This window comes from Planktotalea sp. (assembly GCF_049680325.1).
GTDB lineage: Bacteria > Pseudomonadota > Alphaproteobacteria > Rhodobacterales > Rhodobacteraceae > Planktotalea.
Genome location: NZ_JBAUHO010000337.1, coordinates 1 through 11,559, shown reverse-complemented (window position 1 = coordinate 11,559; position 11,559 = coordinate 1). Strand labels below are relative to the sequence as shown.

The 11,559-nt window shown below is 55.0% G+C and carries 9 protein-coding genes and 1 pseudogene; 5 read left to right on the top strand and 5 right to left on the bottom strand.

Annotation, left to right across the window (positions count from 1 at the left end; all coding sequences use genetic code 11):
- From WBC85_RS14970 to WBC85_RS14960, 3 genes are all read left to right on the top strand, one after another.
- Window positions 1-1,195, top strand: a 1,195-nt coding sequence (locus WBC85_RS14970) for an alpha-D-glucose phosphate-specific phosphoglucomutase (protein ID WP_424438979.1), incomplete at its 5' end; no start/stop codon positions are given.
- 9 nt (window positions 1,196-1,204) lie between these two features.
- Window positions 1,205-1,879: an NnrU family protein gene (locus tag WBC85_RS14965; protein WP_424438976.1), complete on the top strand. Its 675-nt coding sequence runs from the start codon at window positions 1,205-1,207 to the stop codon at window positions 1,877-1,879.
- Window positions 1,880-1,988: 109 nt separating this feature from the next.
- Window positions 1,989-3,101, top strand: coding sequence for an S-(hydroxymethyl)glutathione dehydrogenase/class III alcohol dehydrogenase (locus tag WBC85_RS14960; protein ID WP_424438973.1), 1,113 nt, complete (start codon window positions 1,989-1,991; stop codon window positions 3,099-3,101).
- A 58-nt stretch (window positions 3,102-3,159) separates the two neighbouring features.
- Here the strand turns inward: WBC85_RS14960 and WBC85_RS14955 are convergent, their stop codons facing one another.
- Window positions 3,160-4,680, bottom strand: a complete 1,521-nt coding sequence (locus tag WBC85_RS14955; protein ID WP_424438970.1) for a trimethylamine methyltransferase family protein — start codon at window positions 4,678-4,680, stop codon at window positions 3,160-3,162.
- Between the two features lie 79 nt (window positions 4,681-4,759).
- Here WBC85_RS14955 and WBC85_RS14950 point away from each other — a divergent pair, with 79 nt between their 5' ends.
- Complete coding sequence (locus tag WBC85_RS14950) at window positions 4,760-5,713, top strand: LysR family transcriptional regulator (RefSeq protein WP_424438967.1); 954 nt, start codon at window positions 4,760-4,762, stop codon at window positions 5,711-5,713.
- 104 nt (window positions 5,714-5,817) lie between these two features.
- Window positions 5,818-8,253 carry a GcvT family protein gene (locus WBC85_RS14945; RefSeq protein WP_424438964.1) on the top strand — a complete coding sequence of 812 codons (2,436 nt, stop codon included), beginning with the start codon at window positions 5,818-5,820 and terminating at the stop codon, window positions 8,251-8,253.
- A gap of 62 nt (window positions 8,254-8,315) precedes the next feature.
- On the opposite strand, the gene WBC85_RS14940 is transcribed toward WBC85_RS14945, so the two are convergent.
- The 4 genes and pseudogenes from WBC85_RS14940 to WBC85_RS14925 form a co-directional block, all read right to left on the bottom strand.
- The gene (locus WBC85_RS14940; RefSeq protein ID WP_424438961.1) at window positions 8,316-9,245 is read right to left on the bottom strand and encodes a carbohydrate kinase family protein; all 930 of its coding nucleotides are present in this window, start codon (window positions 9,243-9,245) and stop codon (window positions 8,316-8,318) included.
- 137 nt (window positions 9,246-9,382) lie between these two features.
- The gene (locus WBC85_RS14935; RefSeq protein WP_424438958.1) at window positions 9,383-10,894 is read right to left on the bottom strand and encodes a tripartite tricarboxylate transporter permease; all 1,512 of its coding nucleotides are present in this window, start codon (window positions 10,892-10,894) and stop codon (window positions 9,383-9,385) included.
- Between the two features lies 1 nt (window position 10,895).
- The gene (locus tag WBC85_RS14930) at window positions 10,896-11,378 is read right to left on the bottom strand and encodes a tripartite tricarboxylate transporter TctB family protein (protein ID WP_424438982.1); all 483 of its coding nucleotides are present in this window, start codon (window positions 11,376-11,378) and stop codon (window positions 10,896-10,898) included.
- Between the two features lie 62 nt (window positions 11,379-11,440).
- Window positions 11,441-11,559, bottom strand: a pseudogene (locus tag WBC85_RS14925) (tripartite tricarboxylate transporter substrate binding protein); the annotation flags it as partial.

Genomic DNA, 11,559 nt, shown 5'->3' with positions numbered 1-11,559 from the left:
GACCGAGGCTATCACCCAATACAAGTTGGCCGAAGTTGAGGATGTTGATCTCAGCGTGGTTGGCAAAACGCAGCATGGCGAAATGGCCATTCAAGTCGTTGATCCGGTGCAAAGCTATCAGGCGCTTATGGAAGACTTGTTTGATTTCGACGCAATCCGTGCTTTGTTTGCGGATGGCTTTACGATGTGTTTCGACGCAATGCACGCGGTCACGGGCCCATATGCAACGGCGATACTGGAAGGGGCACTTGGCGCGCCTGTTGGAACGGTGGTTAACGGCATCCCGTTAGAAGATTTCGGCAAGGGCCATCCTGATCCCAACCCGATCTGGGCGAAAACACTGATGGACCTGATGATGTCCAAGAATGCGCCGGACATGGGCGCGGCCTCTGACGGGGACGGGGATCGCAATATGATTGTTGGGCGCGGCGCTTATGTAACGCCCTCCGACAGCCTTGCTGTGCTTGCCGCCAATGCCCATCTGGCCCCTGCTTATGCAGGTGGATTGGCGGGCATTGCGCGCTCAATGCCGACCAGCGCCGCCAGCGACCGCGTTGCGGAAAAGCTCGGTATCGGTGCATATGAAACGCCAACAGGTTGGAAGTTTTTCGGCAATCTTCTGGATGCAGGCAAGGTCACGATCTGCGGCGAAGAAAGTGCGGGAACCGGCTCGAACCACGTGCGCGAAAAAGACGGGCTTTGGGCGGTTTTGCTATGGCTCAACATTCTGGCCGTGCGCAAGCAGTCGGTTGCAGAGATTGTTGCAGATCACTGGGCCAGCTATGGACGTGATTACTATTCGCGATACGATTTTGAAAACGTCGCCAGCGATGATGCCAACAAACTGATGGAGCAGCTACGCGCGAAGCTGCCTGATCTGGCGGGCCAATCCGTTGAGGGCTTACGCATCGCGAATGCGGATGAGTTTTCCTATGACGATCCTGTTGATGGATCGGTTAGCCTCAACCAGGGAATTCGCATCATGTTCGAAGGCGGCGGTCGCGCTGTGTTTCGACTGTCTGGAACGGGCACGCAAGGCGCGACCCTGCGGCTTTATTGCGAGCAGTATTCAGGGCTTGGGCAAGACGTAAATCAGGAAACGCAAACTGCCCTAAAGCCGGTTTTGAGCGCAGCGCTGAATGTCAGCAACATGCAGGAACTTATCGGGCGCACCACCCCTGACGTAATCACCTAAGCGCCGAGCATGAGTTGGCTGGCCTACTTCGCTGTCTTTGCCGCGTTCTTTCTAACCCATTCGATCCCGACGCGTCCAAGGGTGCGTAGGGTGTTGGTGCGTTGGTTTGGACAGCGCGGATTCACAATTGCTTACTCCTGTCTGTCCCTGGCGATGCTAAGCGCGGTGATAACCGCGGCAGCTCGCGCGCCTTTCGTGCCGCTTTGGGATCAAGCGTCGTGGCATTACCCTGCGTTGCAGATGGGCATGTTTGCGGTGTGCCTGATCCTTGCCTTCAGTCTCGGGCGGACGAACCCGTTTTCATTTGGCGGCGCAGGAAATGAAAACTTTGACCCTGAACGCCCGGGCATTGTGCGCTGGGTAAGGCATCCTATTTTGCTAGCGCTCGGCCTTTGGGCGGCACTGCATCTTTTGCCGAACGGTGATCTGGCGCATGTTTTTCTGTTTGGTGTGTTTGCAGGCTTTGCCTTTCTTGGAACGCGGCTCATCGACCGGCGCAAGCAGCGTGAGATGACGATCGCGCATTGGCAAGAAACACAGGCCGCTTTCAAGGCCCTGCCAGTGTCGCGGTTCGGACTAATGAAACGCGATGTCGCCATTCGATTATGCGCCGCGATTTTGATCTACTTTGCGCTGTTGGGTTTTCATTCGCATGTGATCGGCATTTCAGTTGCGCCTATGTAATCAAGCGCGCGCGCTCAGATCGGTCGTTGACGCGGCGCGCGGGTTTTGTGAGAAAGATCAGCAAGCGGCGAAAGTGCCGGAAGAATAATCAAATCTGGGAGAATTGAAGATGCGCACCAAAGCCGCCGTTGCCGTTGCCGCTGGCAAACCGCTCGAGATTATGGAAGTCAATCTGGAAGGCCCTCGCGCAGGCGAAGTCCTTGTCGAGATCAAAGCGACAGGCCTGTGCCATACTGACGAGTTCACCCGCTCTGGCGATGACCCCGAGGGCATCTTCCCTGCTATCCTTGGCCATGAGGGCGCGGGCATTGTGATCGAAGTCGGTGAAGGCGTGACCAGTCTTGAAGTGGGCGATCACGTTATCCCGCTCTATACGCCTGAATGCCGCGAATGCGAGTACTGTCTAAATCCGAAAACCAACCTGTGCCAAAAGATCCGTAGCACGCAGGGCGCGGGACTTTTGCCCGATGGCTCGACGCGCTTTTCGATGCTCGATGGCACGCCAATCCACCACTACATGGGTTGCTCAACCTTCGCGAACCATACCGTCGTGCCCGAGATTGCGCTGGCCAAAGTGCGCAAGGACGCGCCCTTCGACAAGATTTGCTACATTGGCTGCGGTGTGACTACGGGCATTGGCGCAGTGATTAATACAGCCAAAGTTGAAATCGGGTCCAAGGCAATTGTCTTCGGTTTGGGCGGTATCGGGTTGAATGTGATCCAAGGTCTGCGTCTTGCGGGCGCGGACCAGATCGTCGGTGTTGATTTGAATGACGGCAAGGTCGAGATGGGCACCCATTTCGGCATGACCGATTTTGTGAACCCCTCCAAGGTTGAGGGCGATCTGGTTGCGCATCTGGTCGAGCTGACGGGCGGCGGCGCCGATTATACCTTCGATGCGACAGGCAATGTGAATGTCATGCGCACAGCGCTCGAAGCGGCGCACAAGGGTTGGGGCGAGAGCATCATCATCGGTGTGGCACCTGCGGGCGCAGAGATTTCAACGCGTCCTTTCCAGCTGGTAACAGGACGTTCATGGCGCGGCACGGCCTTTGGCGGTGCCTCTGGCCGCACGGACGTTCCCAAAATCGTAGATTGGTATATGGACGGGAAGATCGAGATCGATCCGATGATTACGCACAAGCTGACGCTTGAAGAGATCAACCATGGCTTTGATCTGATGCACGAAGGGAAATCCATTCGGGCGGTCGTCGAATTCTAGATAACTTAGCAAAGCTAGTTCTGAAGGGCCGGAAGTACGCTTCTGGCCCTTTTGCGTTCTATTCCAATATGTTGAACATGGCCCTTATCTGGCGATCTTGTTCGTCGCTCAGATAATTTGGATAGTGCTTGGCCAAGATCGCTTTGGCGCGTGTCTTCGCCCGGGACCAGGCATCTTTGGCCCCGTCCTCCTGCCACGTGCGCGGTTGTTCGCGGTCGGCTAGTTTTGGATAGTGATAGTCGCGTTCCATCGCGGCGTAGGTTTGATCCGACCCCAAGAAATGCCCCTCTCCCAGAACGCTGGCGCAGATCGCGTCAAACCCTAGGTTTTCCTGGCTCACTTCGATCCCGCGCAGCGCGCGATAGCTCATCGCATGCATCTCATCATCCAGAATGAACGCTTCGAAACTCGCGCCAAGCAAGGCGGCGGTCATGCCAGAGCTTTCGTAGATCAGATTGCCACCTGCCAGCGCGGCGGCCAGCGACGTCATGCCTTTCTCCACACCGTATTGCGCGTCGATGGCTTTGGCATCGGTCATGGAACACGCCACGCCAGAGGGCAGGCCAAGCCAGTTAGACAACTGCGCCGAGGCTGCGTTCAAAACCGTCGTCTCGCCGCCGCCGCCAGCAAAGGCCCCGCTGCGCAGATCAATGACCAACGGCCAATTAGAAAAGACCATTGGAAAACCCGGAGAGATCACATTGACCATAACAAGGCTTGCAAGCGTTTCGGCAAGTGACTGCGCCAGAAATCCCGCGAGCGTGGCAGGCGCGGTCGCCCCTGCTTGTGCGGCCGTAATGCAGGACATGGGGATGTTATGTTCGATGCATTTGTAGACCACATCCACAGCATCCTCGCCAAAGCGCATGGGCGAGATCACCGGACTGATATGGGCTTTCAAGAAAGGACGCTCTGCAAATTTCCCTTTGCCGCCCGCAACGATATCCAGCATGTCAATGATCGGGTCCACATGTTCGGCCAAGGTGAAGGCCGTCGCGACGGGTTTGCTGGTGTTCCTCATCAATGCGTAGGCGGTGTTCACATCCAGATCAAAGGGATCTGGCACGTCTGTCGCGATGCAGCAGCGGGTGAACCAAGCCACGTTATCAAGCGTGTCTTGCAGGCGCGTAAAATCATGCAGGTCTTGCAAAGTCGACGGGCGATAGGCCTCGCTGTCCAGATCAAGCGTGTTGACCGCCGCACCGCCTGTACCGAAGTAGACTTTTTCGCCGCCCACCTCGATAGAGCGTTCAGGATCACGGCCATGCAAGGTAAAGGTTTTCGCGGCTTGTTCAATTGTTGCCTCTACCAGAGTCCCGGGCAGGCCAATGCGCTTATTACCCAAATCCGTCGCGCCAGCTGCAATCAGATCTTCCCAAAGTCGCGTTGGGACCTCGCCCATGCCAAGCTTTGCTAAAAGCCTAAGTGCGGTATCGTAGATCGCTTGCAGGTCAGGTTCTGACAACGGACGATATTGCCCACCGATTTGACCCGGTGATGCCGGGTTGCTTGCGGGCGGAGCCGCGCGTTGGGCATGACGGGCGCGCCGGCCGCCGGATCGTTTGCGTGCATCACTCATGCGCGCACCGTCTAGGCAATGCAGTGCTGTGGCAAGAAAATGTGCAGACATCCATGAAAACTGAATTATAGATTTCGGTATGGACCAGAATGAACCCCCTTTCACCTTTCGCGCCGTGCAGAACTTTGTTGCAGCCGTAGAAGCGCAATCCGTCACCCGCGCTGCACATATGCTAGGCATGAGCCCGTCGTCCGTATCACAGCAGCTTGCAACGCTTGAGGCAGCGTTGGGCACGCGGCTGATCGAACGCTCTGCGCGGCAATTCCGTTTGACCCGCGCAGGGGCGCTGTTTCTGGAACCCGCCAAAGCACTTCTTGATGATGTTGGCGCGGCCAAGGTGCGCTTGGCGTTGGCGGATCAATCCCCGCCGCTGTCGCTGCGCATTGCGTCCATCGAAGAATTGGACGCAACGGTTACAGCGCCTTGGCTTTTGAAGCTGACTGAACGCTTCCCGAAAGCCGCGTTGTCCCTCATTAGCGGCGCAAGCCATGAGAACCATGATGCCCTTAGTTCGCGCGCTGTCGATATGACCCTTGCGGTGGATACGGTTGCCAAAGTGGATTGGGTCGAACGCCATCCCATTTTGCGCGATCCGTTTATTCTGGTGACGGCCAAAGGCTTTAGCGCGGCACTGAATACAGCGCCAATGATACGCTACGAGGCAAGCCTGCCAATTGGCCGCCAGATTGAAGCGCACCTGCGCCGTGCCGGTCAACCGGCTGCGCGCGGTTTTGCGTTCTCGACCAATCAAGCACTTTTTGCGATGACGGCGGAACTGGATGGTTGGGCGATTACAACGGCACTTGCCTACCTTGGCACGCCATTGGCGCGCGATCTGGTAGAACCGCGCCCGTTACAAATGCCAAAGTTCTCGCGACGCTTGGAGCTTCATGCGCGGGCAGGGGCCTTAGGTGACCTGCCCGCGATTATTGCTGCGGACCTGCGCGGTTGCCTTGCCGAACGGGTACTGCCCAAAGCTTCGGCGCAGCTGGGTTTCATTGGTGGTGCAATAGAGATTATTCAGAAAACCTGAATTAATGATTCCTAATGCATTTCAATGTTAATAAAGATTGTCCGACTCCATGTATTCTGCTGCACTGAAACAGGTTCTGCACGAGAGCTTTTTGGAGAGACATCATGAAATCCACCACGCGCGTTGTTGTTATTGGCGGCGGCATCGCCGGCTGTTCTACGCTTTATCACCTGACTCAGGAAGGGTGGAGCGATGTCGTTCTTCTGGAACGCAACGAGCTAACGTCAGGCACGACCTGGCATTCGGCTGCGCAGGTGACGAATTTCGGTATGAACCAGACAATGGTTGGCCTGAAAACCCATTCCATCAATCTTTACAAGGAACTGCGCGACGATCCCGAATATCCTGTCGGCTATAACCATGGAGACGGGGGCATCCGCCTTGCCAACACTGAAGCGCAAATGGAAGGCTATCGTCATTTTGCATCAATGGCCCGGGGCATGGATGTCGAGTTTGAAGTGATTGACGCCGAAGAATGCGCGCGTCGCCATCCATTGATTTCAACAGACAACTTGCTTGGCGGTCTTTGGGACGGAAGCGATGGTCATATCGATCCCGCCCAGCTTTGTGGCGCGCTGTCCTATCGTGCGCGTAAAGCGGGTGCCGAGGTCTATCGCAACACCGCTGTGACGGCGCTGACCCAGCATAAGGATCACACTTGGACGGTTCACACCGACCAAGGTGACATTGACTGCGAGATCGTAGTGAACGCATGCGGGTATCGCGTAAACGAGGTCGGTGCGATGATGGGTGTGCAGCATCCTGTTACATCAATGGAGCACCAGTATTTCATCACTGATGACATTCCCGAAGTCGTCAATGCCGGTAAGCGAATTCCGCTGCTGCGTTGTCCGATTTCCGACTATTATTCCCGTCAGGAAAAGGGTGGTTTGCTAGTCGGTTTCTACGAACAGGATTGTAAAACCTGGGGCATGGACGGGGTTGACCCGAACTTTGTCAACGCGCTGTGTCCGGATGATCTGGACCGCGTCATGGACGTGCTTGAAGGCGCGTTCGCGCGCATGCCTGCATTGGCTGAGGCGGGTATCAAAACGATTGTTAACGGCCCGATTACCTATACGATTGACGGCGCACCTCTGGTTGGTCCGATCCCCGGAAAGCGTAATGCATTCTGCATCATCGGCCTGCGCGCAGGTTTGGGTGAGGGCGGTGGTCACGGCTGGTTGCTGGCGCAACAGATTGTTCATGGCGAGGCTCAATACGACACCTGGTGCATCGATCCGCGCCGCTTTGCAGGCCACACCAATGTGGAACTGACCGCGTTGAAAGCGATTGAAGATTATCAGAACGAATTCCGCTTCCACTTCCCGAACGAGCACCGCCCAGTTGGCCGCAATGCGAAAACCACGCCGCTTACGCCAGTTCTGGCCGCAGAAAATGCCGAGTTTACAGTGGTTAACGGCTGGGAACGCGTTGAGTACTTTAAGCCAAATCCGGACTTCCACGTGACCTATGGCTTTGGCTTTGATGAAAGCTTCGACATTGTCGGCAAGGAAATTGAGGGTGTTCAGAACGGCGTTGGCCTGACCGAAGTCAATGGTTTCAACCGCTTTGAAATCACAGGATCAGGCGCACAAGACTTTCTTGACCGGATGATCTGTGGCCGCCTCACGCGCAAGGACGGGCGCGTTGGGCTTGCTTATCTGCTCAATGAGCATGGTATGTTGAAGGGCGAAGCGACGATTGCCAATATCCCGGCTTCGGAGCGTGGACCTGCGCGGATCTGGTACGGCTCGGCGGCGGCGTCCGAATTGCACGATATGGACTGGCTGCAAAAGCATCTTCGTGATGATGAAGACGTGCAGATCCGCTCGCTCACCAACGATCAGACGATCCTTGTCATCGCTGGACCAAAGGCGCGTGCAGTTATGCAGTCTGTCAGTCGTGCGGACTGGAGCAAAGAAGCCTTCCCATGGCTGTCGGTGCGCGAATGCTTTATCGGCTATGCGCCAGCGACGGTTATGTCGGTCAGTTTCTCAGGCGAAATGGCTTATGAAATCCATGTTCCAAACGCATCGCTCTACGCAGCCTATCTAGCGCTACGCGAAGCAGGCAAGGAACATGGTATGACGCTCTTTGGTGCCTTGGCCGTTGAATCTATGCGACTGGAAAAAGGCTATCTGCATTGGAAAGCAGACATTTTGACAGAATTTGACCCGTTTGAAACTGGTCTGGATCGCTTTGTTAAGATGGATAAACCAGATTTTGTCGGCAAGGCTGCACTAGAAAAGCGTCATGCTGCCGGCCCTAAAGTGCATCTCGTTACCTTGAAACTTGATAGCACTGATGGTCATGCACATGGTGGTGCGTCGCTGATGGATGCGGGCAAAGTTGTAGGTACGGTTTCATCTGGTGGCTGGGCGTATCGCACGGGTCTTAACCTTGCATATGCTTTCGTTAAGCCTGGCTACGAGAGTATCGGCACCAATGTTGAAATCGACGTGTCTGGCAAGATGGTCGCGGCTGAAGTTATCGAGCGCGACATCTACGATCCCAATTACGAGCTCGTAAGGGGCTGATCTTAGGGTCATGAAAGCAATAGTCTTGCGCGCCCGACGGCGCGCGCAAGCGTTTCTCAGCGTTAACTTAGCTCGTGTTTCCAAGGGGGATTTGCCCCTTTGCGCGAAACTGTAACGCGCGCAGCTTTCATTCCGTAAATCAGCGCGGCTTCTGCATCTGCTTTTGAAAGTCCGGCAATCGTGCCTTTGCTCAACAGGTTGTTCTCATGGAGAGACGCCAAAATACCTGCATTAAATGTATCGCCAGCGCCAATTGTATCTGAATTGCTTAAATCAACAGGGATCGTGGGCACATGCACGGCGTAATCCGCATGATAGGCCGTCGCGCCGTCGCCGCCTTGGGTGATTAAAACCAGCTTAACGCCCTTGCTCAATAGACCCTTCGCCAGATCGGCTATGCTGCCTTCGCCCTCAAGCCACTCCAGATCCTCATCGCTGAGTTTCAGAATGTCGCTCGCGCCGATCATCCGCGTTAGCCGGGCACGAAATGCGGTTTCATCACGGATAAAACTCGGGCGGATATTCGGGTCAAGCATCGTTACAAGATCCGAGGAAACGTCCACGAGCATTTGCTCGTAGGTCGTCGCGCAAGGGCCATAAGCTAGGGAAATACCACCAAAGAACAAAGCTTTGGTGCCTGTCGGGATCGTTGGAATATCCGCAAGTGCAAGATTGCGCAGCGCTGTGTTTTCATCAAAGAATGCGTATTTGGCTTGACCGTTTTCCAGTTGCACGAAAGCAAGTGTTGTTGGTTCATCGCTGATCGGGCAGAGGTCAAAGCTGACATGGCTTGCGTTCAAATGAGCTTTGAGCTGCGCTCCGAAGAGATCGCTCGAAAGGCCAGCGAAGAAACTGCTTGGAACACCAAGGCGCCCAAGTGCGACCGCTGTATTCATCACCGCACCACCAGAGTGAGGGACGAAACCCGTTTGGCCATCGCTCATTTCTCCGGCAACCATGTCAATAAGTGCTTCACCACAGTTCAAGATCATAGCCCGTGTCCTTTGCAAATTTGGAAGCACTGTTAGCGCTCACATTCAATGTCGGGCTGCAAATAGCACCCCGACACGAAGTTATCCAATCCTAAATGTGAAGCCGCGTTGAAATCCAGTCAAATTGACTGCGTTGCTCAATCCCCGTCGGCCACGCCATCTGCGCGGTGCTTTGCGCGGCGTGCGCGGTAGCTGGGCAGCAGGATCAGGACCACCGCAATAATCAATAAACCAAGCGTCATTGGCCGCTCCCAGATAAAGGAAATCCCATCATAGAGCTGCATGGAACGCGCGAAGTTGTTTTCCAGCATTCCGCCCAAGATGAAGCCGATCAAGAGTGGGGCCAGTGGATAGTCCGCGAACTTCAAGGCTGTCGCGCAGATGCCAAACCCGACAAGGATCAACAGCTCTGTTGCGTTGTTCTGGCCGATATATGCGCCCATTAAGGTGAAGAACAAAATGAACGGGATCAGGAAATTACGTGGGATCGAGAGAACTTTTGCGATGTAGGGGATCAAGGGCAGGTTAAGGATCAACAAAACCAAATTACCGATGAACATCGACATGATGACCGCCCAGAAAATTTGCGGCTCGTCGATCATCAAGCGTGGGCCGGGCGATACGTTCAAAGCGATAAGAGCACCCAAAAGGATCGCGGTTGTACCAGAGCCAGGGATGCCAAGCGTAAGCAGGGGAACGAAGGAGCCGGTGCAGGCGGCGTTGTTCGCAGTTTCCGGTGCCGCGAGCCCTTTGATCGAGCCCTTGCCGAATTCGGCTTGCTCTTCTTTGGTTGCGAGGTTGCGCTCAACCGCATAGCCAAGGAAGCTTGCGATGGTTGCGCCCGCACCTGGCAGAACGCCGATAAAGAAACCCTGAATCGATTGGCGGCCAATGACTGGCGCAATTAGGCGTGCTTCGGTGCGCGTAATGCGTAGGTCTTTGATTTCACTGTCTGCGCTGCCGGCTTCTTTGGGTTTCAGAACCAGAAAAAGCGCTTCGGGCAAGGCAAACATCGCCATAGCAAGCGTGATAAAGCCAAAGCCTGATTGCAGGTCCATAATACCGCCTGTGAAGCGCGGTAGGCTGAACAATGCGCCTTCGCCCACTGTGGCCATGATAAGGCCGAGAACCGTCATAATCATCGCCTTGGCGACTTGCCCTGTTCCCGCAAAGGCTGCGATCGCCGATAGGCCCACCACCATCAACGCGAAATATTCAGCCGAATGGAACAATAGTGCGACAGAGGACAGCATCGGCGCGAAGATCATCAGCAAGATTGCACCGATTGTACCGCCTGCAAAACTACAGACCGCGGCAATTGTCAGCGCTTTTCCGGCTTTGCCTTGTTGCGCCATCGGGTAGCCGTCGAAACTGGAGGCCACCGTTCCCGCGACGCCAGGCGCGTTAAGCAGAATAGACGATGTAGAGCCACCGAAGATCGCGCCATAGTAAACGCCTGCTAGCAGGATCAGCGCGGCAGACGGGTCACCCATTGAAATGGCAATCGGGATCATGATTGCAATGATCGACATCGGGCCAAGGCCCGGAAGCATACCAATGAAAGTCCCGATCAGGCAGCCCGCAATAACCATCGCGAGGTTTTGGAATGACATGGCCGTTTGAAGGCCAATGAGAAGTCCCTCTAGCATGTTAGCCTCCCAAAACGCTTGGTAGTGGACGCATGTAGATGCCCAAGACCTGCTGAACCAGATACCAGACGATAATCGTTGCAACCGCTGCAACCGATATCATCAGGATCCATTTACGTTCGCCCAGAATGAACGAACCAAGGAACAAGAATGAAATTGTCGAAATGATGAAACCAACAGGGCGCAGGCATAGCGCGTAGACAGCCATCAAGGCCAGCAACATGATTGCTTGACCAAGCTTGTATTCATGCAGGCGGCGATAGTCGATCTCGGCTTCTTTGGGCTCGGATTTTTCAAAACCCGAAAGAATAACGAGGCAGGCAAAGATGCCAAGGATCGACAAGACCTTTGGAAAGGTGCTTGGCCAGATCGGGTTGCGTTTCATGAATGGGGCAAGGCCTGCGTCCATGGTGAACCAAGCCGTATAGCCGTAAGTTATACAAATACCGAGTAATATCAGTGCGATCCAGCGATCCAGCGCCATGATCTTTCCCCCCATGCAAAAAACTCAGAGCGGCGCACCGCTCTGAGATAGTGGATTACCTATTACAGGAAGCCCAGTTTCTTCATCAGATCGCCAATGACTTTTTCCTGGTTCTCAAGGAACGCACGGAAATCATCGCCGGAGTTGTGGATGTTCACCCAACCATTGCGCGCACGTACCG

What these genes read in the sequence shown, in the direction of transcription:
- WBC85_RS14965 (WP_424438976.1), top strand. Translation starts at nt 1,205, where the DNA reads ATGAGTTGGCTGGCCTACTTCGCTGTCTTTGCCGCGTTCTTTCTAACC.
- WBC85_RS14960 (WP_424438973.1), top strand. Translation starts at nt 1,989, where the DNA reads ATGCGCACCAAAGCCGCCGTTGCCGTTGCCGCTGGCAAACCGCTCGAG.
- WBC85_RS14955 (WP_424438970.1), bottom strand. Translation starts at nt 4,680, where the DNA reads ATGAGTGATGCACGCAAACGATCCGGCGGCCGGCGCGCCCGTCATGCC.
- WBC85_RS14950 (WP_424438967.1), top strand. Translation starts at nt 4,760, where the DNA reads ATGGACCAGAATGAACCCCCTTTCACCTTTCGCGCCGTGCAGAACTTT.
- WBC85_RS14945 (WP_424438964.1), top strand. Translation starts at nt 5,818, where the DNA reads ATGAAATCCACCACGCGCGTTGTTGTTATTGGCGGCGGCATCGCCGGC.
- WBC85_RS14940 (WP_424438961.1), bottom strand. Translation starts at nt 9,245, where the DNA reads ATGATCTTGAACTGTGGTGAAGCACTTATTGACATGGTTGCCGGAGAA.
- WBC85_RS14935 (WP_424438958.1), bottom strand. Translation starts at nt 10,894, where the DNA reads ATGCTAGAGGGACTTCTCATTGGCCTTCAAACGGCCATGTCATTCCAA.
- WBC85_RS14930 (WP_424438982.1), bottom strand. Translation starts at nt 11,378, where the DNA reads ATGGCGCTGGATCGCTGGATCGCACTGATATTACTCGGTATTTGTATA.